We start from the raw sequence: 19,010 nt of genomic DNA on the forward strand, positions 1-19,010 counted from the left end.
TTTTATTGGTGCGAAACTCGTGGGGAGTTAAAAAGCCCCATTTTAAGCGGGGCTTTTATACACTACTATTTTAGTCCAACGGCAAATTGTTACATAGTTTCCGTAAATGTACGGGTAATAACATCTTGCTGCTGTTCTTTGGTCAAAGAATTAAAACGCACTGCATAACCTGAAACACGAATAGTTAGCTGAGGATATTTCTCTGGATTTTCCATCGCATCTAATAGCATTTCACGATTCATGACATTAACGTTTAGATGCTGACTACCTTCAATATTGGCTTCATGGTGGAAATAGCCATCCATCAGTCCAGCCAGATTGGTTTTACGTACCTCATCATCTTTACCTAATGCGTTAGGCACAATAGAAAAAGTATAAGAGATCCCGTCTTTGGCATAAGCAAAGGGTAATTTTGCTACCGAAGTCAGAGAGGCTACCGCTCCTTTCTGATCACGGCCATGCATTTGGTTAGCGCCTGGGCCAAAAGGTGCACCAGCGCGGCGGCCATCAGGAGTATTACCGGTTTTTTTACCATAGACCATATTGGAGGTAATAGTTAGAATTGATTGTGTTGGCACCGCATTGCGGTAAGTCCGTAATTGCTGGATCTTCTTCATGAAGCGTTCGACTAAATCGCAAGCAATATCGTCGACCCGATTATCATTATTACCAAATTGTGATTCACGACCCTGTACACGATTCTGTGTAAATGCCTTTTCTCAGTAGTGACCGTCCAGGCGGTCACCGAACTCGATAATAAAGCGGCTCATCGCCATACGCCAGTCCCTCAGCGGCATTGTCCATTTCTGTGACGCCGCCTGGATTGCCAGCCACACCACCTTTTTCACTGCGTCATCCGTCGGGAACACCTTACGCTTTTGGCATGCCGGATCACGCTGTTCAGCGACTCTATGGCATTCGTTGTGTAGATCACCTTGCGGATGTCTGCCGGGTAAGCGAAGAACGTCGCCAGGTTGGCCCAGTTTGTCTGCCAGCTCCGCCACGAGTTTCGCACCAATAAAAAAACGCGCTATTTTTAAGTTTAATTCAGCATGATATATAAATAGACAAAACCTTATAAATTAAATACAAATTATTGTAATTTAATAAAATTTATGTGTTTTAGTAACTTACAGATTAACCATTGCTTTTAAGCCATTTCTAGAACTTTATATGCCTGTGCGAAACTCGTGTCCGCTTATCTGCGGGTAGCGGCTGTCCCATGCGCTGGCGAACGCTTCCAGCGCCTGCTGGCCTGCTTCTTCCGTGGAAGCCTGATAGATGGCTTTCAGGTCGCGAGTGACGGCTTTGTAGTCCTTCCAGGAGACGAACCGCAGGCTGTTACGCACCATATGCACGATGCACAGCTGAATGCGGGCTTCCGGATACAGGGTGTTGATGGCGTCCGGAAAGCCTTTCAGACCGTCGACACAGGCGATGAGGATATCGTTCAGACCACGGTTTTTTAGTTCTGTCAGCACACTGAGCCAGAACTTCGCGCCCTCGTTTTCGGCCAGCCACATACCCAACAGTTCTTTCTGACCTTCGATGTTGATACCCAGGGCCAGAAACACGGATTTATTGATGACGCGACTGTCCTGCCGGACCTTCAGGACGATACAGTCAAGATAAACAATAGGATAGACTGCATCCAGTGGGCGATTTTGCCATTCGGTAACCTGCTCCATCACGGAATCGGTGACCTTCGAGACCAGCGCCGGTGAGACATCCGCGTCATACAGTTCTTTGAACGCAGCCGCTATCTCGCGGGTGGTCATCCCTTTGGCGTACAACGATAAAATCTGGTTATCCATCCCGGTGATCCGGGTCTGGTTTTTCTTCACCAGTTGCGGTTCGAAAGAACCGTCACGATCGCGCGGAGGGCGTAGTTCCAGAGGACCATCGCCGGTGGTAACGATCTTTGTGGAATAGCCGTTGCGGGAGTTGGCACCCGGTTTGGGCTGATTTTGTAGCCCAGATGGTGGGACATTTCGGCGTTGAGAGCCGCCTCAACGCTGATTTTCTTCAGCAGACGATCGAACTGGCTGAGATCGTCAGGGGTTTTGAGATTTTTGGCCAATTTATTAGCCAGAGCCTGCAATTGTTTTTCGTCCATAAATTAACCTTCATTTGATGCTGGATTGAACATATCAAAATCAGGCAATTACACAAATTTATGTACAGGCTCATATTCACCGGTAATATTAAAATCAATCGCAATACCATCTTCATCACGAACAGGCGAAACTTTGGCATATTTAATCGCTGATAATGAGTCAGCGGCAACGGAAAGACCCGCAATACCACAGGCCATGGTACGATAAACATCGCGATCATGTAGTGCCATCAGGGCTGCTTCGTAGCTATATTTATCATGCATATAGTGAATGACATTCAACGCAGTTACATATTGCGTGGCTAGCCAATCCATGAAGTGATCCATTCTGTCCATTACTACATCAAAATTGAGTACATCATCGGTAATGGCAGGCATTTTAGGCCCAACTTGCAATTTAGATTTTTCATCGATACCACCATTAATGGTATATAGCAATGTTTTGGCTAAGTTTGCGCGCGCGCCGAAAAATTGCATCTGTTTACCGACGATCATCGGACTGACACAGCAGGCAATCGCATAGTCATCATTGTCAAAGTCTGGCCGCATCAAATCATCGTTTTCATACTGAATTGATGAAGTATCAATAGACACTTTGGCGGCAAATTTTTTGAAATTCAGTGGCAGCTTTTCTGACCAAAGAATTGTCATATTGGGTTCCGGAGAAGGGCCCATCGTATATAGCGTATTGAGGAAACGATAAGTATTTTTCGACACTAAGGTACGTCCATCGACGCTCATACCAGCCAGTGACTCGGTTGCCCAAATAGGATCGCCGGAGAATAGCTCGTCATATTCAGGGGTACGCAGGAAAACGCACCATACGCAGTTTCATGACTAAGTGGTCGATAAGTTCCTGTGCTTGTTGCTCGGTTAAGAGACCAGCTTTTAGATCGCGTTCAATATAAATATCTAGGAAAGTAGAAACACGGCCAAAAGACATAGCGGCGCCATTTTGCGATTTAACCGCCGCCAGATAGGCAAAATAGGTCCATTGAACCGCTTCTTTCGCATTGGTTGCCGGGCCTGAAATATCATAGCCATATTTTGCCGCCATCTCTTTCATTTGACCTAAGGCACGGTGTTGCTCGGCAATCTCTTCACGTAACTGAATGGTCATTTCCAGTTCTTCACCCTGCTCTAGCTTACTTTGCAGAGAGTTGAACTGAGCTAGTTTGTCATCACCACGAGTTTCGCAATCTCCAAAAAAGAAGTATAAATTTAAAAACAAGAAAAAATCAGGGTGTTCATATTTTGTCGGGTTATCCATGTATTAAAGATATCTATAAAACATTCTTACAAGTAAGCAGTTTAAGATACTCTGGTTTAGCGTTATCAGAAGTAAGCCCATCGCCTTTATCTCATGACACTGTTAGCCGATGGCTAAAAAGTAGATGTTTTAGACCTAAAGACCTATGGCGATTAGTTGAACCTTCTATAGACAAAAAAAGCCCTTGCGTACTAATTGCCGATAATACATTGATTGCCAAAACACGTAGTAAAAAAATAGAGATGGTCCATTATCAATATTCAGGTAATGAACATGATGTTATTGCTGGCATAGGTTTAGTTAATTTGCTTTGGCATGATCTGACGAAGGTTGAATCAATTCCTATCAATCACGAGTTTCGCACAGGCCTATAAAATTCTAGAAATGGCTTGAAAGTAATGATTAATCTGCAAGTTACTGAAATGCATAAATTCACTTAATTTACAATAAGTTATATTTAATTTATAAGGTTTTATCTATTTACATATTATGCTGAATTAAACTTAAAAATAGAGCGTTTTTTTATTGGTGCGAAACTCGTGTCAATTATCGTATTTATGATAAAGATTCTGATGGAAAAACAAAAAACACGCACTTTTCCGAAATGCTCACTCTTGCTAAAAAAAGAGGGATCATGCCAGAAGCGGTAGTGATGGATGCTTGGTATTCTAGCCTGGATAACCTGAAATCAATTCGCTCTCATGGTTGGATCTGGGTAACCACGCTGAGGAAAAATAGGATTGTTAACCATAACAAACAACTGAACAAGTTAGACATCTCAGAAGAAGGAACGTCAATACACTTGCGAGGATATGGTTGGGTAACCGTTTTCAAATTTACAGCCAAAAACGGCCGTATTGATTACATAGTAACAAACACACGAGTTTCGCACGGGCATATAAAATTCTAGAAATGGCTTCAGAACAATAATTAATCTGTAACTTGCTAAGACGTATAAATTTACTTAAATTACAATAAGTTATTTTTAATTTATAAGGTTTTGTCTATTTATATATTATGCTGAATTAAACTTAAAAATAGAGCGTTTTTTTATTGGTGCGAAACTCGTGAAACAAAGAGAATCCCACCCGTCAATACCTCAAATCTATGTGGTATTGAACGCTGTCAGGCTCGCACGAGCCGAGCGCAAAGAAATCATATTTTTCTCGCTATTTCTGCGTGGTTTGAACAACATAAACGTCGTATATCTGAAAAAATAACCCTTTATCAACAAAATTGGGACGTAATCAAAAGTGCTATTACTGAGCAAATCCGTGTTTTATTAGCGTACCCAAATTAGTTTTGTGCGAAACTCGTGATCACGTAAAAAATCAATACCGTAAAGTGCTACCCGACGATAGTCACCGATTATACGGCCACGACCATAGGCATCTGGCAGTCCAGTCAAAATACCTGATTTACGGCATTTCATAATATCGGGCGTATAAACATCGAATACCCCTTGATTATGGGTCTTACGGTATTCGGTAAAGATTTTTTTCAACGCTGGATCCAATTCACGATCGTAGGCTTTACATGAACCTTCAACCATTTTGATGCCACCAAAGGGGATCAATGCGCGCTTAAGTGGTGCGTCGGTTTGTAGACCTACAATCTGCTCTAACTCTTTTTCAATATAACCGGCATCATGGGAAGTAATAGTGGCAGCAATAGCAGTATCAAAATCGACAGGGGCATGAGTACGATTTTCGATCTTGATCCCTTGCATCACTTTTTCCCACAAGGTATCAGTCGCTTTGGTTGCACCGGCTAAAAATGATTCATCACCTTCATAAGGAGTATAATTGTGTTGGATGAAATCACGCACATCAACGTCTTTTGGCCAGTTCCCCTGATTAAATCCTTGCCATGCAGCAGAGAATTTTTCATTTAACTTGGATATCATATTTTTACCTTTAATTTTTTAAATAATAAAATGCTGACAACCGGTACGCGATCGATCAATGTTGACATCCATCACGTAAATATATTAACCAATATGTCATACCGACTAACAAAGCGCCGCCGATGATATTACCAATAGTGACAGGTATAAGATTTTCTGTAATAAAATTGGCCACAGTTAAATGAGAAAACTGGCTTTCATTTACTCCGGTCATCAGCCAAAAATCCGGTGATGCAAAATTTTTGATCACGATGCCTAACGGGATCATAAACATGTTGGCAATGCTATGTTCAAAACCACTGGCAACAAACATGCCTATTGGTAAAATTAATACAAAAATTTTATCTAGCAAGCTACGACCTGAATAACTCATCCAGACACCCAAGCAAACCATCAAGTTGGCTAAAATACCTAAACAAAGTGCTTCGAGAAAAGTGTGATCAAGTTTATGATTTGCAGTTTGTCACGAGTTTCGCACAGGCCTATAAAATTCTAGAAATGGCTTAAAAGTAATGATTAATCTGCAAGTTACTGAAATGCATAAATTCACTTAATTTACAATAAGTTATATTTAATTTATAAGGTTTTATCTATTTACATATTATGCTGAATTAAACTTAAAAATAGAGCGTTTTTTTATTGGTGCGAAACTCGTGTTTGTAAAACATTAAGTCCCCATTGGCCATTAGCCACCATGTACTGTCCGGCAAACCAGATTAATACAACGAACAACAACGCACCAACAAGATTACCAATGTAGACATGAAACCAATTAACAAACATCTGTTTCCAAGAGACTTTGCCAGTTGCTTTTGCTACAATGGTTAACAAGGTAGAAGTGAAAAGATCAGCCCCACAGACAACCACCAGCATCAGTCCTAACGAAAAACATAGACCGCCAGCAAGTTTAGCCAGCCCGAAAGGAACAGTTGCAATACCCGTGGTGTCGCTACCAATGTAAAACTGATCCACTAAGAGTAAATATGGCAGTTTTAAGGTACTGCCGATGATAACATTGGAGATCAGAGTGGAAATTTCTGTTTTACATCGCCAGGGTATGTCTATACGTGCGATTGCGCGACGGCTTTCATGCTCAAGAGTAACCGGGAGGCGATATCTTCGTAGCACTGAAGCGGCGGCGAATATGCGTTATAAATCGAGAGCGCCTAGACCCGGTAAGTTGGATCCCTTCAAGGTATATATTTTCGAACGCGTAGAGGCGGCCAGACCTGATTGGATACCGGCCTGCGTATTGCTACGGGAGATCCGTGAACGAGGCTACACAGGCAGCTATAGCTTGCTGACCGCTTTTCTTCATCCTATGAAAAAAACCGTTATTGAAGATGTTGTCCGTTTTGAGACTGAACCCGGTGAACAGATGCAGGTTGACTTCACGATTATCAGACAGGGGAAGAATCCTTTGATGGCATTCGTTGCCACGTTAGGCTGGAGTCGCTCCACTTTTGTTAGGTTTTACACCTGTCAAAATTCAGCAGCCTGGGGCGACGGGATTGAGTCAGCCCTACAGTATTTTGGCAGTACCCCTCGTCAGCTGCTATTTGATAATGCGAAGACCATTATCATTGAGCGTGATGTTTATGGTCCTGGTAAACACCGCTGGAACCCAGAGCTTATCAAGCTTGCCGAAAAATATGCTTTCAGTCCGAAAGTCTGCCGTCCATACAGGGCGAAGACTAAAGGTAAGGTTGAACCTTTTAATCACTATCTTAAGAACAGTTTCATTGTTCCACTAACCGCGTTATTTCGTCAGGCAGGGCTTACTTTGGATGCTACCGCCGCCAACTCACGTATTGGAGACTGGCTGAGTACAATAGCTAATGTACGTAAACACGGCACTACGGGTGTATCGCCGGAAGAGCGCATGCTACAAGAACGCTTGGCACTGTTGCCGCTGCCGAAAGTCATGCAAGCATTTCCTTTACCGATACATCAGACTCGCCCCATTCCTATCGAGAGCCTACAACATCCTTTGTCCGTCTATCAGTCGATTCTGGAGATGCCGATATGAATCTTCAGTATGAACGCATCGAAAAATTCTGCCAGCAGCTTAAACTGGACAGACTAAGCACAGAGTGGCCAGCTGTAGCGCAAGGAACTGTCGACAAGAACGGTACACACGCTGACTTTCTAGAGTCTGTTTTATATACAGAAGTAGTTTATTTGATACTTACGGGAATTGGCGGGATCTGGCGGGAACTCATGGGATTTCTTGAGGTTAGGGGTGATTTTGGGATTTGATACCAACGGTTAAAAAACAAACAACCCTTCATCTAGAAGTAAAATATTTGATACCAATACAAACGAGCTTTAATGTCCTTTAAGTTGCATTTATAAATAGTTTTACTTGGGCCAGGGCTTCTTAGGCTCTGGCCCGGATGTTAGCGTTAGAGTGCTCTACTTTTGAAATGGTGTCTTCGGTACTGATTTCAATTTTGGACAAAATCTCTCTGAACTGTTCTTCTGACATGGAGTCCATCCGCAAAGCGACTCGTTTTTTATCTTCTCTTAGCTCAAGAAGCGCTTGGTTTGCAGGATCTAGAAGGTATAGAACCGTTTCTACTCCCTTTCTAACTAAAACCTCCATGATTCTTTCTTTTTCATCCTTGGATAGAAAGGATAATAACTCCATAATTTTCAAGTCAATCAATTCGTTGCTAACTCCTTGTTTTAGAATCAATTCTTTTTTGTTCATTTCGTTCTTTATGCTCTTTTTGAAATCTGGGATTTCACCTTCTCCTGTGAGTAACCAATCTAAAGATACTTGTTCTTTTTCTGCAATTTTAAGCAGATGAGCCTTGCGTGGCGTAGGCTCTATATCCTTACGCTTATAATAATTTTGTAGGGTACTAATGTTCATGCCCCAAGCTCTTGCTGCTTGAGAGCGTGACGGATAACGATCTACTAACTGAAAAATTCGATCGATGACAGTTTCTTTTCCTTTGGAGCAAAAAGAACGGGTCGGTTCTTTTTTAAAACTAGACATAATCACACCTAATATATTGATATTAAAAGATAATAACCAAAAGAACTAACAAAAACACTTGATTTTAATTCTTTTTGTTCTTATCATTCTATCCGTAGAGATAACCATCTGATTACCCATACGGATAACTTTTTAGGATAGACGAATGACGACTAAAAAAGAAGACATATGTGCTGATTGGCACCCTGAGATCATTAAAGCGGAGATCCATAAGCGAGGGTTGTCGTTTCGCTTACTGTCCTTGCAGGCCGGTTACAGCAAGGATTCACTCAAAACGGTTTTACGGACGCCCTGTAAAACCTATCAGAAGATTATTGCCGAAGCGCTGGGGATCGAGCCGGAAGCTATTTGGCCCAGCCGTTACAAGATTAAAAGTTACATACGTAAGGCATCATAATTATGTTTGTTGTTGCTAAAGAACTTATTGGCGTAATGGGTCTCCCTAAAACTACTAAAGGCATTAGAGAGATATTGGCGCGTTTAACGAAAAATACGCCCGATTTGGTACGTAAACGTCCCGGCACCAAGGCTTACGAATACCACATTGATTGTCTGCCCATTGAAGCCCAGTGCGCGATCCGTGAGCGTCATCTTCAACAACTGATGATTGCTGCACCGGTGGATGATGCAGCCAAACAACCCACTGTATCAAAGGTCAGCACCGATCCGGAGAAGCTTGGCAAGCTGGACGTTTACCGGCGTTGCCCGGCATTGGTTGGCAATAAACTGGCCGATCTGACGGACAAGCAGCGCCAGATTGCCGATGCACGCATGTTATTGGTGCAGCATATCCTCACCATAGGCCAACAGCCCCGTTATAGCTGTGCGCAGGCCATCCGCTTTATTGTCCAGCAGGCGAAAACTGGCCAGTTGCCCGAGAATATCGCCCAGGCGGCACAGGTAGCCAATGCCAAGAAAGGTAAAAGCCGTCAGCTCAGCGAAATCACCCTCAAGCGCTGGCTGGCCGACTACAGAAAGGCCACTACCCCCGCCGAACGTCTGATAGTGCTGGCACCGGGTAAGCGTGAAGTCGTTAAGCCGGAGCAAATCGCCTGGTTACATGACTATCTGGCGCACTATCGCAAGCCAAACGGGTGCAGCATGAAAGAGGCCTATGTAGATTTTTGCGCCGAGTGGCAACAACGCTATGCCGATGAGCCGCTGATGTTGGCCGCGCAGCCGTCCTATGATGCGGTGCTGTATGCGATGGATAAACTCCCCGAAATCGTCAAACAGCGCGGGCGCAAAACCGGCAGCGAATATCGCCAGCTGGAAGGGTTTGTCCGCCGCGACTGGAGCAGTTTACCGGTTAACTACGTCTGGATTGGAGACGGTCACGGCATGAAGATGAAAGTCGCCCATCCCGACCACGGTCAACCTTTTTCGCCGGAAGTGACCTTTATTCTCGATGGCAGCTGCCGCTATATCACCGGCTGGAGCCTCTCGCTCTCTGAAAACGTGATTGCCGTCACCGATGCCCTACGTTATGGCATTGCCACTCACGGCAAGCCGTTTCTCTACTACTCAGATAACGGCAGTGGGGAAACCAATCTCACCCTGGATGCAGACGTGACCGGTATTCTGCGGCGGCTCGAGATTGACCACCCGACCGGTATCGCCGGCAATCCCCAGGGGCGCGGCATTATTGAACGCCTTAACCGTACCTTGCCCATGTACATTGCCCGCCGCTTTGCCACTTATTACGGTACCGGCGCTGATCGGGAAACCGTGCGCAAGACTGGCAAGGCGCTTAAATCCGCCTTAAATGCCCAGGCAAAGGGCCATGCACTGACCGTCGCCCAGCAGAGCACGCTACGCAAGCTGCCCTCCTGGGAGATGCTGATTGATGAAATCAAGGCCGGGGTCGAGTGGTACAACGCCCGTCCGCACAGTGAATTACCCAAACGCCCCGATGGCCAGCATTACAGTCCGGCCGAGTTTCGCCGCTGAAAGCTGGAAAACGAAGCCACCGAGCTGGAATGGCTGACACAGTTTGAACTGCGTGACCTGTTTATGCCACAGACCGAGCGCACGGTCAGGCGCTGTGAAATCCGTTTCCTTAACAATATTTATTATGCCGCCAAACTGGCCGATGAGCACGACCGCAAGGTGCTGGTGAGTTACGACATTCACGATGCCAGCAAGGTTATCGTGCGCCGTATGGACGGTACTTACCTGTGTGAAGCCTTGTGGGACGGCAATAAACAGCTGGCCTTCCCGGTAACGGCGGAATACCACAACCGGCAGCAACGTATCAAAGGGATGCGTAAGCGGGGTGAGGAGAAAGTGGCGCTTGCTGAGGCAGAAAACACCCTGACGTTGCCGGGTGAGAAAGTGAATGACCTCGAGTTACCGGTCAATGTTTATCGGCAATTGGGGAATACCGCATTAAAAGCTGAGGTTGAAGAACAGAGCGACCTTGATACGGAAGCGGCACTACAGCGGGGTTTGGCATTACTGGAAGCCCAGCAGATTGACCCATTGTTGTAAAAGAAGCCATTTGGTCGGCCAACCGAATGGCTTATTAAAACACAAAAACACTTTCTTTCAAGGAGGCAAGATGATGACTCAAAATGATGATCTTATCAAGACGCTGCATCAACTGATTGATTCAGGCCAGGTCACACAGGCGCAGATTGCCCGCGAAACCGGCCAGTCGAGCGCAGTGATATCCAGCTTTATCAACGGCAGTTATAACGGCAATAACCAGCGGGTCGGTGAACTGTTAACCCGCTGGCTGACGGATTATCAGCAAAAAAAGACCTTGCCCGCGCCGCCGCAGTTTGTGGAGACGGCCACGGTCAAGGAGATATGGGCGGTGTTCCAGTTTGTCCGGCTGGCACAGTGCATGAATGTGATTGTCGGGGTGCCGGGGGTGGGTAAAACCTTTGCCGCCCGTCAGTACTGCCAGCATGCCAATACCTGGATGGTGACCCTGTCTCCGGCCCACGCCAGCATTACCGAGTGTCTGCTGGAGCTGGCGGAAGCGCTGGGTCTTAGCGATCAGCCCAGAAACAAGGGGACGCTGGCACGTGCAATTCGGCGGCGGCTGACCGGCACTCACGGGCTGGTGATTGTCGATGAGGCTGACCACCTAGGCATTGACGGCCTGGAACAGCTGCGCGCCATTCAGGATGCGACCGGGGTCGGGATGGTGCTGATTGGTAACCCGCGCGGCCTGTCGAAATCCGCCCGCTCAACCCAGGGGGCGGATGACCTGGCCCGGTTGTACAGCCGTATCGCCCGCTCTAAACGGCTGTTAAAGGCCAAAAAAGCCGATGTGGCCGCGATTGCTGCCGCCTGGGGCATTACCGGCGAGAGTGAGCTGACGCTGGTACAGGCCATTGCCCAGAAAGCCGGTGCCTTGCGGGTATTATCGCACACCCTGCGCCAGGCGTGGCTGATGGCCAGCGGTGATGCGCAGGCCCAGCTGGGCGAAAAATACATCAAGGCGGCCTTCAGGGAGGTGTATACCGATACCGACCTGCTGCCGGCCAGGGGGTGAGCATGGGCGGCGTACTCTTTACCGACAGCGCCGGACGCCAGGTGCTGCTCAATACCCGGCGGGTGGTGTCCGTCTCGCTGGAATCGTCACACAGCCTGTTAGTGTCATTTGGCAATCGGGGCGCTGCGCTCTATGTGTTGCCGGATGCGCAAGAGGTGATGATGCAGTTATGTCATGACATGAACCGTTTACTCAGGAGAGCCAATGATGAATAACCCTGTACGCCATGAAGTCCGCGCCCTGCGGCGTATGGCCCGCTACGCACGCTATAACGTTGATGGGACTATCCGGCCCAATATTACCCTGTCACGCGGGGCAACGCCGTACCTCTGGCTGGACCGGTATGAGATGGCGGCGGCGACCTTGCCCCCGGCCCAGCAACAGTATTACCGGTGGCAGGGATTTGATGTAGATAGCTGGGAAGCGCTGCAACTGGGCTGTTATCTCTCTGGCCCAAGTCGGCGTCAGGCGTGGTACGCCGCCTGGCGCACCTTACGGGCATTGCTGTCCGGGCGGTCAGTGCCGTCCGAATCGGGGCCGGTTTTACTGAGCACGCTACTGTGTGAGGCTCGGTTATCAATGAAAAGGCTGAAAAGGAAAGGTCATCATGATGAACATGTTTGATGCCATGAATAGCGTGCGTTATCAGTTACGCGCGGTCGGCAGCGACATTCTGTCCGCCCGGCGTTATCGGCAGCGCCCGTTTATAAAAATTATCCCGCCGGCGGGTCAGCCGACGGCGTCCGATGCGGTGACGGCCATTACCTTGTATTACCAGGGCCAGCGGCGTCAGGTCTACGCTAAACCGTTATCAGGCTGTCTGGTCTATTGGGACGCGCAGGACTAAATGCGCCGCCGTTATCCACTCTTTTAGCGAGGAAAAACAAAATATGCATTATCACCCTGAAAAATCTCCCCTAACACCCCCTGACGGCTATCGCATTAATGCGTTAGGGCATATGGTGCCGGTCAGTCATATCAAGCCGATTGACCTGCTACGCGATGAATTGATTGACAGCCTGTTTACCGAGGCGCGGCAGCTCCGGCATCAACTGGCCGAATTTAAATTGCGCGCCCTGCAACGTATTCGGGATTTTGTCGATTTATCCGCCGCCGAATATGGCGTCAATTACGGGGCCGCTAAAGGCAATGTCACCCTGACCAGCTTTGACGGGCAGTATCGTCTCGTTCGGGCGGTGGGCGAACACCGTATTTTTGATGAACGTATCCAGGCGGCGAAAGAAAAAATCGAGGCCTGCATTACCAAATGGTCAGATGGCGCGGATGCGAAATTAATCGCCATCGTGAAGCGTTCCTTTAAGGTCAATAAACAGGGACAGATTGATATTAATGAAGTGCTAGCGCTACGGGATTTAGATATTGACGATGAAGAATGGCAAGAGGCGATGCGCGCGGTCAGCGATTCGATTAAGGTCAGCGGCAGCAGTACCTATCTGCGTTTTTATCAGCGGGAAGTGGACAAAGCCTATAAACAACTGTCGCTCGATATCTCCAAACTGTAATGCCTTTTTAATCGATGGCTTTACATCCGGCGCGCACGTCGGGGCACCGGGCGCGCCGAATTCAGCCGAGGACATATTGATGGTAGTGAATGAAAATTTAATTTATGACGCCGCCCTGGCGCGTTGGGGGCATGACCGACAGATGTTAAAAACCATTGAGCGCTGCGGGGCACTGGCCGGCGCGCTGTGCCGTTTTCTTTCGCAGGGTCAGAATATGCGACAAGTCTGTCAAACCGTGGCGGACATGGAAATCATGCTCGCCCAGCTTCGCCTGAACGGTCTGGCGGCGATGATTGACGATGAAAAAGTGCGCAAGCTGGACGCCTTGTCGCAACGCCTATTGACCCAACCACCGGCGACGATAAACACGGGAGATAAGGCATGAACCGGGCTACCTTAATCAAACTTATCCATGTGGCCCGTCGGGAGTTGCAGCTGGATGAAGCGACCTACCGCGCGGCGCTGATGAAGGTGTGCGCCGATAAAACCAGTTGCCGGGAAATGACGGTACCCGAGCTGGTCAGGGTGTTACATGCCTTTCAGCAAAAAGGCTTTACCGTGCGTTCAAAGCCGGTTTTACGCGGCGTTAAACCCGCGTCACCGGTCGCTAAAATCCTTGCCATCTGGCAGACCATGCACCGCCAGGGGTTTGTGCAGTCCGGCGATGAGGCAGCACTGAATGCCTGGATAAGGCGTACCACGGCAAGGGAGAACGGTGGCCTGGGGGTGGCACAGCTGGCCTGGCTCAATCAGGATAACGCCCTGGCCGTCAAGGTGCTTGAAAGTCTTAAGCGCTGGCATCGGCGCTGCATGCTGGCGACACTCCCCCCGGGTACGCCGGCTGAAAGTTATCCGCGCGTTTGTCAGCGTTATGAGGCCGAGACCCGTGTATCGTCATAACGTCGGTAACGGGGTATCTTCACCGTGGGCAGAAGGGGCGTCTCGCTTTAGGGTTATGGGATAATATATTGTATAATAACATTATTACTCAACTCACCTGATGAGGTAGACGATGAAGATACAACAAGCAGATTTACTCGCCGATGATACCCAGCTGCATGCGTTAATTGACCGAATAGACACGGTGGATGAGGAAACCTTACAGCCTCAGTGGCCACAATTACTCGCCGCGTTGGTGGATGTGATGGATAATGAACTGCAACGCCAGGGATTTACCGCCCCCCAATCTCGCCCTCTGGCGCGTAAAATGGCGGCGGCCCTGGCCGCGTATGCGGGTGGGCGTAACTATTATTTGCCCAAAGGCGACAGTCTGCTTACGGCGTTACGCGACGATGAAATTTTCCACCGCTGGCAGCAGGGCACACCGATTGAAACGCTACGCAAGGCATACCGGCTCGGCCAGATACAGATTTATAAAGTGATTGCCACCCAGCGCCAGCGCTATGTCAAGCGTACCCAACCCGCCCTGTTTGCCGACTAACCCCTGCTAACGTATCCGAACAATCGACTGGCCCCCAGGGGACGGATTGTTAACGGAGCGTAATCCCCCGCCTTATCACGCAACGCTTACCCTGTGACCAGGAATCCCTGTATCAAGGTATCGCTATGCCGCCGTTGCCCGACCCGTTACGTAAAAAACTCCTCGCCGTCTCCGGTGCCGGTCTGTTGACTATTGCCGCCTGCTATACCGCGTTCTGGGAAGGTCACGCCCTCCAGCCCTATGCCGACAGCGGCGGGGTGCTGACGGTGTGCTACGGCCATACCGGTAGCGATATCACCCCCGAGACGACCCAAACGCCGGCGCAATGTGAGGCCCTGCTGGCGGCGGATATGCGCCAGGCTTTCGCTGTGATTGACCAGCAGGTCACCGTACCGCTGTCAGACGGGCAGCGCGTGGCGCTCGCGGCGTTTATTCACAATGTCGGGTCGGGGGCCTTTGCGCGCTCGACCCTGCTAAAGCGCCTGAATGCCGGCGATATCCCGGCGGCCTGCGATGAGTTTCGTCGCTGGGTTAAGGTGAAGGGCGTCACGCTGAACGGTCTGGTCAATCGCCGCGCCGCCGATGAATGGCTGTGTCGGCATGGACTGCCTGACCCCGAGGCGACGCTGTGAACACGTTACTTAAAACGGGGCTGACGCTGTGCCTGCTGGCGTTATTACTCGCTACTGCCGGCTGGCTCTGGCAACGTGAACGCCTGCGGGAAACCGCGCTGCACGACTTGCGCCAGGAGCGGGACGAAGCCTGGCAGGCACTGGCAGAGCAACGCCAAATACAGCAGGTATTTCATACCTTGGAGCAGACCGTCACGCATGAAAAACAACACCTGCGCGGAGAAAGCGAAAAGGACCGCCAACAGGTGCGCCAGCGGTTATCGTGGGTCAATTGTGCCCGTGAGCCTGTGCCTGGCCCTGTGGCTGACCGGGTGCGCCGCGCCGCCCGTGAAAGTGGTGACGTTGCCGCCGGTACCGCTCCCTGAAGGCTTACTGGCGGCCTGTCCGGCTCCGCTACCACCGGAGCCGTTGACCTTTGGGGCCAGCGTGGACTATTCCCTGCAACTGCTGGCCGTGATTAAACAGTGTAATGCCGACAAGGCCGCCTTGCGCCAGGCCGAGCATTACCGACAAGAGCAACCCCATGATGAGTAAACGATGGAAACGATAACCCCCTCAATACCGGACAACGGACGGACCCGAACCCCGCCCGCGCGTTATTGCGCCGCGTGCCGGGTTCCGATAGACCCGGCAAGGCTGGCCGTGATGCCCCAGGCGCGCTGCTGTGTGGCCTGCCAGGCACGACGGGAGCGGCGGCGTGTGGGTTAACGTGCTTAAAGACTCTATTGCCCCGGCGCTCTCTGCTGCCAGCACCGCAGGGGCGCTGTTTATGTGGCTGATGCGCCGCTCCTTTGCCGGACGCGAGCAGGTCGAGCGCCTTAACGCCCGTCTGCTGACGGTAGAAACCCAGCTGGGTAATGCGCCGTCGGCACAGACAGTGCATGCCCTGAAAGTGGAAATCACCGAGCTGCGCGGCGATTTGAAAGAAACCCGCGCCAGCTTGCAGGCGGTGACGCATCAGCTAGAGTTACTGGTGGAAAAAGCCCTTTACCGGAGTGACGGATGATTGACGATATTTTGACGCAAGACCAACGCCTGGTGATAGTGCGTTCACTGAATGAGTATCACGGCGAATTAAATGAATCGGTGTTGCAGGACTGCCTCGACGCCTACGGTCATAAGGTGTCGCGCGACCGGGTGCGCGTGTTACTGGCCTGGCTGGCGGAGCAGGACCTGTTGCGGCTTGATACCTTGCCCGGGGGTTATCTAGTGGCCCATCTGAGCGGGCGCGGGCAGGAGGTCGCCGAGGGTCGCGCAACCGTGCCGGGCGTGAAGAAGCCACGTCGGCGCTAGGGAGGTCGCGATGGAAGAAAACCTCACGCGCGGGCGCGCCAGTAAGGTGGATTTATTACCGGCGGATATTCGTCAACGCCTGTTTGCCCTGCTGCGAGAAAAACGCATTACCCAGTTACAGATTGTGGACGAGATTAACCGCCTGATTGATGCCGCAGGCCTCCCGGTCGAGCAACAACTGTCCCGCTCAGGGGTGAACCGGCTGGCAACGCAAAACGAGCGCGTGGCGCGGGATTTACGCGAGCTGCGTGAGCAGACCCGCGCCCTGACCGCTGAACTGGGCGAAAAACCCACCGGCGAAACCTCGCGGCTGATTATGGAGATGGCGCGCTCCCTGCTGTTCAAGGGCATCCGCAAGCACCAGATTGCCAGCCAGGATAACGACGAGATTGATATTGATTTTCTCAAAGAAGCCATGCTGGCCGCCCAGCGCCTGGAGCGCACGGCAGAGATGAGCCACAAGCGCGAGGCACAAATCCGCCAGGCTTATGCTGAGGAAGCGGCGAATGCCGTCAGTGAAGCGCTCCGTGGACAAGAGGGCATGAGTCACCAGATGGAAAGCAAAATCCGCGACATTTTGCTGGGTAAGGCCTAATGCATTTTTTAACGGTTTGATTTTTAATGGAAACAGACAATGCGAACCGCTGAACAACCGGCCCCGATGCACCGATTGACCGACCCGCGCAAAATTGACCTGCGCGAGGCCACCCGCGCCTGCGGCGTCGATGTGCCCGAATCACTGGCGTTACCCGAAAATGAACCGGTGTTTTTGCCTTATCAACAACGCTGGTTCCTCGACGACAGCCCGGTGTGCATTGCCGAAAAATCCCGCCGTACCGGCCTGACCTGGGCCGAGGCCGGGCGCAACGTCATCACCGCCAGCAAGTCGCGGCGCGATGGCGGACGCAACGTGTTTTACGTCGGCAGCAAGAAGGAGATGGCGCTGGAATATATTGCCGCCTGCGCGCTGTTTGCCCGCGCCTTTAACCAGCTGGCCCAGGCCGATGTTTACGAGTCCACTTTCTGGGACAGCGAGAAACACGAGGAAATTCTCCAGTACATGATCCGCTTTCCGCACAGCGGCTTTAAAATTCAGGCGTTAAGCGCTCGCCCGTCCAACCTCCGTGGCTTGCAGGGCGACGTGGTGATTGACGAGGCGGCGTTCCATGAATCCCTTGAAGAGCTGCTCAAGGCGGCGCTGGCGCTCAACATGTGGGGCGCGCGGGTGCGGTTGATTTCCACCCATAACGGGGTCGATAACCCGTTTAATGCCTACATTCAGGACGCCCGCGAAGGGCGCAAGGATTACAGCCTGCACCGCATCACGCTCGATGAGGCGATTGGCGAGGGACTGTATCGCCGTATCTGCACGGTCACCGGGCAGGTGTGGTCGCCTGACGCCGAAAAATCGTGGCGCGATAACCTGTATAAAAATGCCCCCAATCGCGAATGTGCCGAGGAGGAATACGGCTGTGTGCCGCGCAAGTCGGGCGGTGCCTATCTTGCCCGCCCGCTGATTGAGGCGGCGATGGCCCCGACAGGCCGTGTCCCCCTGCTGCGCTTTGAGGCCCCGGCGGTATTTGAACTGTGGAGCGCCGCGCAGCGTGAAGCTGAAGTGGAGGCCTGGTGTCAGGCGCACCTCGAGGCGGTGCTGACGACCCTTGCGCCGGACTGTCGTTACTGTTTCGGCGAGGACTTTGCTCGCAAGGGCGATCTGTCGGTGTTTGTGGTACTGGCCATCGCCCCGGATTTAAGCAAGCGCGAGGCGCTGCGCGTCGAGCTGCGCAACGTCACCTATGACCAGCAAAAGCAGATAATGCTCACCATCCTGACCCGGCTGCCGCGTCTGGTGGGGGCCGCCTTTGACGCCACCGGCAACGGCGGCTATCTGGCCGAAGCCGCCCGGCTGCATTTCGGCCCGGACATGGTGGATTGCGTCACGCTCTCGGCAAAATGGTATGCCGAATGGATGCCCAAACTGAAAGGTGAGCTGGAAGCGCAAAACCTGACCCTGGCCCGCCATCAGTCCACGCTGGATGATTTGCTGCATATCAAGGTAGTGAACGGGATACCGCAAATTGACAAGGGCCGCAGCAAGGATACGCCGTCAGGCGTTCAGGGCGCGCGCCGTCACGGCGACTATGCGGTGGCGCTCTGTATGGCCAACCGCGCCGCCGCGCTGGACGGTTTTGTGCTGGATGAGGCGGCCTGTCAGGCATTGCCAGCCCGTATCCGGGCGATGGAGTATGCCGATGAGGTCGGCGATGACGATGATAACGCTGATGAGCGAGGATGCTGGTAATGAAAAGGCTTGTAGATA

The 19,010-nt window shown here is 50.6% G+C and carries 21 protein-coding genes and 10 pseudogenes; 23 read left to right on the forward strand and 8 right to left on the reverse strand.

Annotation, left to right across the window (positions count from 1 at the left end; translation table 11 throughout):
- Nucleotides 1-89: 89 nt before the first annotated feature.
- The 4 pseudogenes from V3224_RS19780 to V3224_RS19795 all read right to left on the reverse strand — a co-directional run.
- Nucleotides 90-683: pseudogene (locus V3224_RS19780) on the reverse strand (glycine radical domain-containing protein); the annotation flags it as partial.
- A gap of 36 nt (nucleotides 684-719) precedes the next feature.
- Nucleotides 720-1,000 (reverse strand): annotated as a pseudogene (locus V3224_RS19785) (transposase); the annotation flags it as partial.
- Between the two features lie 196 nt (nucleotides 1,001-1,196).
- Nucleotides 1,197-2,116, reverse strand: a pseudogene (locus V3224_RS19790) (IS256 family transposase); the annotation flags it as partial.
- 72 nt (nucleotides 2,117-2,188) lie between these two features.
- Nucleotides 2,189-3,296 (reverse strand): annotated as a pseudogene (locus V3224_RS19795) (pyruvate formate lyase family protein); the annotation flags it as partial.
- 74 nt (nucleotides 3,297-3,370) lie between these two features.
- Here V3224_RS19795 and V3224_RS19800 point away from each other — a divergent pair.
- From V3224_RS19800 to V3224_RS30195, 3 pseudogenes are all read left to right on the forward strand, one after another.
- Nucleotides 3,371-3,828 (forward strand): annotated as a pseudogene (locus V3224_RS19800) (hypothetical protein); the annotation flags it as partial.
- Between the two features lie 102 nt (nucleotides 3,829-3,930).
- Nucleotides 3,931-4,266 (forward strand): annotated as a pseudogene (locus V3224_RS19805) (transposase); the annotation flags it as partial.
- A 225-nt stretch (nucleotides 4,267-4,491) separates the two neighbouring features.
- Nucleotides 4,492-4,686, forward strand: a pseudogene (locus V3224_RS30195) (IS701 family transposase); the annotation flags it as partial.
- Nucleotides 4,687-4,704: 18 nt separating this feature from the next.
- Here the strand turns inward: V3224_RS30195 and V3224_RS19810 are convergent.
- The 3 genes and pseudogenes from V3224_RS19810 to V3224_RS19820 all read right to left on the reverse strand — a co-directional run.
- Nucleotides 4,705-5,289, reverse strand: a pseudogene (locus V3224_RS19810) (pyruvate formate lyase family protein); the annotation flags it as partial.
- 58 nt (nucleotides 5,290-5,347) lie between these two features.
- Nucleotides 5,348-5,755 (reverse strand): annotated as a pseudogene (locus V3224_RS19815) (formate/nitrite transporter family protein); the annotation flags it as partial.
- Between the two features lie 173 nt (nucleotides 5,756-5,928).
- Nucleotides 5,929-6,264: a formate/nitrite transporter family protein gene (locus tag V3224_RS19820; protein WP_442890755.1), complete on the reverse strand. Its 336-nt coding sequence runs from the start codon at nucleotides 6,262-6,264 to the stop codon at nucleotides 5,929-5,931.
- 34 nt (nucleotides 6,265-6,298) lie between these two features.
- On the opposite strand from V3224_RS19820, the gene istA reads away from it, so the two are divergent.
- Nucleotides 6,299-7,321 (forward strand): IS21 family transposase, encoded by a 1,023-nt coding sequence (gene istA / locus V3224_RS19825; RefSeq protein WP_334472370.1) that lies wholly within the window; start codon nucleotides 6,299-6,301, stop codon nucleotides 7,319-7,321.
- Nucleotides 7,318-7,551, forward strand: a complete 234-nt coding sequence (locus tag V3224_RS19830) for a hypothetical protein (RefSeq protein WP_334472371.1) — start codon at nucleotides 7,318-7,320, stop codon at nucleotides 7,549-7,551. Before istA ends, V3224_RS19830 begins: the two co-directional genes overlap by 4 nt.
- Nucleotides 7,552-7,672: 121 nt before the next feature.
- Here the strand turns inward: V3224_RS19830 and V3224_RS19835 are convergent, their stop codons facing one another.
- Nucleotides 7,673-8,296 (reverse strand): helix-turn-helix domain-containing protein, encoded by a 624-nt coding sequence (locus tag V3224_RS19835; RefSeq protein WP_334469875.1) that lies wholly within the window; start codon nucleotides 8,294-8,296, stop codon nucleotides 7,673-7,675.
- A gap of 145 nt (nucleotides 8,297-8,441) precedes the next feature.
- Between V3224_RS19835 and V3224_RS19840 the strand changes: the two genes are divergently transcribed.
- From V3224_RS19840 to V3224_RS19915, 18 genes and pseudogenes are all read left to right on the forward strand, one after another.
- Nucleotides 8,442-8,693 (forward strand): helix-turn-helix domain-containing protein, encoded by a 252-nt coding sequence (locus V3224_RS19840; RefSeq protein WP_334469877.1) that lies wholly within the window; start codon nucleotides 8,442-8,444, stop codon nucleotides 8,691-8,693.
- A gap of 2 nt (nucleotides 8,694-8,695) precedes the next feature.
- Nucleotides 8,696-10,786: pseudogene (locus V3224_RS19845) on the forward strand (Mu transposase C-terminal domain-containing protein).
- Nucleotides 10,787-10,859: 73 nt separating this feature from the next.
- Nucleotides 10,860-11,801: an AAA family ATPase gene (locus V3224_RS19850; protein WP_334472760.1), complete on the forward strand. Its 942-nt coding sequence runs from the start codon at nucleotides 10,860-10,862 to the stop codon at nucleotides 11,799-11,801.
- 2 nt (nucleotides 11,802-11,803) lie between these two features.
- Nucleotides 11,804-12,016 carry a hypothetical protein gene (locus tag V3224_RS19855; RefSeq protein WP_334472372.1) on the forward strand — a complete coding sequence of 71 codons (213 nt, stop codon included), beginning with the start codon at nucleotides 11,804-11,806 and terminating at the stop codon, nucleotides 12,014-12,016.
- Entirely contained in the window at nucleotides 12,006-12,425 is a 420-nt protein-coding gene (locus tag V3224_RS19860; protein WP_334472373.1) for a hypothetical protein, read from the forward strand. Before V3224_RS19855 ends, V3224_RS19860 begins: the two co-directional genes overlap by 11 nt.
- Nucleotides 12,409-12,648 (forward strand): hypothetical protein, encoded by a 240-nt coding sequence (locus V3224_RS19865; protein WP_334469530.1) that lies wholly within the window; start codon nucleotides 12,409-12,411, stop codon nucleotides 12,646-12,648. Before V3224_RS19860 ends, V3224_RS19865 begins: the two co-directional genes overlap by 17 nt.
- Nucleotides 12,649-12,691: 43 nt before the next feature.
- Nucleotides 12,692-13,324: a DUF3164 family protein gene (locus tag V3224_RS19870; protein WP_334469879.1), complete on the forward strand. Its 633-nt coding sequence runs from the start codon at nucleotides 12,692-12,694 to the stop codon at nucleotides 13,322-13,324.
- Between the two features lie 76 nt (nucleotides 13,325-13,400).
- The gene (locus tag V3224_RS19875; RefSeq protein ID WP_334472374.1) at nucleotides 13,401-13,709 is read left to right on the forward strand and encodes a hypothetical protein; all 309 of its coding nucleotides are present in this window, start codon (nucleotides 13,401-13,403) and stop codon (nucleotides 13,707-13,709) included.
- The gene (locus V3224_RS19880) at nucleotides 13,706-14,224 is read left to right on the forward strand and encodes a gp16 family protein (protein WP_334467893.1); all 519 of its coding nucleotides are present in this window, start codon (nucleotides 13,706-13,708) and stop codon (nucleotides 14,222-14,224) included. The genes V3224_RS19875 and V3224_RS19880 overlap by 4 nt, the downstream gene beginning before the upstream one ends.
- Before the next feature lie 112 nt (nucleotides 14,225-14,336).
- The gene (locus tag V3224_RS19885) at nucleotides 14,337-14,765 is read left to right on the forward strand and encodes a Mor transcription activator family protein (protein WP_334467895.1); all 429 of its coding nucleotides are present in this window, start codon (nucleotides 14,337-14,339) and stop codon (nucleotides 14,763-14,765) included.
- 125 nt (nucleotides 14,766-14,890) lie between these two features.
- The gene (locus V3224_RS19890; protein ID WP_334467897.1) at nucleotides 14,891-15,397 is read left to right on the forward strand and encodes a lysozyme; all 507 of its coding nucleotides are present in this window, start codon (nucleotides 14,891-14,893) and stop codon (nucleotides 15,395-15,397) included.
- Nucleotides 15,394-15,762 carry a hypothetical protein gene (locus tag V3224_RS19895; RefSeq protein ID WP_334471359.1) on the forward strand — a complete coding sequence of 123 codons (369 nt, stop codon included), beginning with the start codon at nucleotides 15,394-15,396 and terminating at the stop codon, nucleotides 15,760-15,762. The genes V3224_RS19890 and V3224_RS19895 overlap by 4 nt, the downstream gene beginning before the upstream one ends.
- Nucleotides 15,734-15,931 (forward strand): Rz1-like lysis system protein LysC, encoded by a 198-nt coding sequence (gene lysC, locus V3224_RS30200; RefSeq protein ID WP_442889673.1) that lies wholly within the window; start codon nucleotides 15,734-15,736, stop codon nucleotides 15,929-15,931. Before V3224_RS19895 ends, lysC begins: the two co-directional genes overlap by 29 nt.
- A gap of 3 nt (nucleotides 15,932-15,934) precedes the next feature.
- Nucleotides 15,935-16,105 (forward strand): TraR/DksA family transcriptional regulator, encoded by a 171-nt coding sequence (locus tag V3224_RS30205; RefSeq protein ID WP_442889627.1) that lies wholly within the window; start codon nucleotides 15,935-15,937, stop codon nucleotides 16,103-16,105.
- Nucleotides 16,095-16,403, forward strand: a complete 309-nt coding sequence (locus V3224_RS19900; RefSeq protein ID WP_334467899.1) for a DUF2730 family protein — start codon at nucleotides 16,095-16,097, stop codon at nucleotides 16,401-16,403. The genes V3224_RS30205 and V3224_RS19900 overlap by 11 nt, the downstream gene beginning before the upstream one ends.
- A complete protein-coding gene (locus V3224_RS19905; protein WP_010618208.1) occupies nucleotides 16,400-16,690 on the forward strand; it encodes a VpaChn25_0724 family phage protein in 291 nt (96 codons plus the stop codon). The genes V3224_RS19900 and V3224_RS19905 overlap by 4 nt, the downstream gene beginning before the upstream one ends.
- Nucleotides 16,691-16,700: 10 nt before the next feature.
- Nucleotides 16,701-17,285, forward strand: a complete 585-nt coding sequence (locus V3224_RS19910) for a DUF3486 family protein (RefSeq protein ID WP_334467901.1) — start codon at nucleotides 16,701-16,703, stop codon at nucleotides 17,283-17,285.
- Between the two features lie 39 nt (nucleotides 17,286-17,324).
- Nucleotides 17,325-18,992: a hypothetical protein gene (locus V3224_RS19915; protein ID WP_334471357.1), complete on the forward strand. Its 1,668-nt coding sequence runs from the start codon at nucleotides 17,325-17,327 to the stop codon at nucleotides 18,990-18,992.
- Nucleotides 18,993-19,010 lie beyond the last annotated feature (18 nt).

It is taken from the genome of Arsenophonus sp. PmNCSU2021_1 (assembly GCF_036919435.1).
Taxonomy (GTDB): Bacteria; Pseudomonadota; Gammaproteobacteria; order Enterobacterales; family Enterobacteriaceae; genus Arsenophonus; species Arsenophonus nilaparvatae.

What these genes read in the sequence shown, in the direction of transcription:
- V3224_RS19880 (WP_334467893.1), top strand. Translation starts at nt 13,706, where the DNA reads ATGAACCGGGCTACCTTAATCAAACTTATCCATGTGGCCCGTCGGGAG.
- V3224_RS19830 (WP_334472371.1), top strand. Translation starts at nt 7,318, where the DNA reads ATGAATCTTCAGTATGAACGCATCGAAAAATTCTGCCAGCAGCTTAAA.
- V3224_RS19840 (WP_334469877.1), top strand. Translation starts at nt 8,442, where the DNA reads ATGACGACTAAAAAAGAAGACATATGTGCTGATTGGCACCCTGAGATC.
- V3224_RS19890 (WP_334467897.1), top strand. Translation starts at nt 14,891, where the DNA reads ATGCCGCCGTTGCCCGACCCGTTACGTAAAAAACTCCTCGCCGTCTCC.
- V3224_RS19835 (WP_334469875.1), bottom strand. Translation starts at nt 8,296, where the DNA reads ATGTCTAGTTTTAAAAAAGAACCGACCCGTTCTTTTTGCTCCAAAGGA.
- V3224_RS19905 (WP_010618208.1), top strand. Translation starts at nt 16,400, where the DNA reads ATGATTGACGATATTTTGACGCAAGACCAACGCCTGGTGATAGTGCGT.
- V3224_RS19850 (WP_334472760.1), top strand. Translation starts at nt 10,860, where the DNA reads ATGACTCAAAATGATGATCTTATCAAGACGCTGCATCAACTGATTGAT.
- istA (WP_334472370.1), top strand. Translation starts at nt 6,299, where the DNA reads ATGATAACATTGGAGATCAGAGTGGAAATTTCTGTTTTACATCGCCAG.
- V3224_RS19885 (WP_334467895.1), top strand. Translation starts at nt 14,337, where the DNA reads ATGAAGATACAACAAGCAGATTTACTCGCCGATGATACCCAGCTGCAT.
- V3224_RS19855 (WP_334472372.1), top strand. Translation starts at nt 11,804, where the DNA reads ATGGGCGGCGTACTCTTTACCGACAGCGCCGGACGCCAGGTGCTGCTC.
- V3224_RS19910 (WP_334467901.1), top strand. Translation starts at nt 16,701, where the DNA reads ATGGAAGAAAACCTCACGCGCGGGCGCGCCAGTAAGGTGGATTTATTA.
- V3224_RS30205 (WP_442889627.1), top strand. Translation starts at nt 15,935, where the DNA reads ATGGAAACGATAACCCCCTCAATACCGGACAACGGACGGACCCGAACC.
- V3224_RS19860 (WP_334472373.1), top strand. Translation starts at nt 12,006, where the DNA reads ATGATGAATAACCCTGTACGCCATGAAGTCCGCGCCCTGCGGCGTATG.
- V3224_RS19870 (WP_334469879.1), top strand. Translation starts at nt 12,692, where the DNA reads ATGCATTATCACCCTGAAAAATCTCCCCTAACACCCCCTGACGGCTAT.
- V3224_RS19915 (WP_334471357.1), top strand. Translation starts at nt 17,325, where the DNA reads ATGCGAACCGCTGAACAACCGGCCCCGATGCACCGATTGACCGACCCG.
- V3224_RS19865 (WP_334469530.1), top strand. Translation starts at nt 12,409, where the DNA reads ATGATGAACATGTTTGATGCCATGAATAGCGTGCGTTATCAGTTACGC.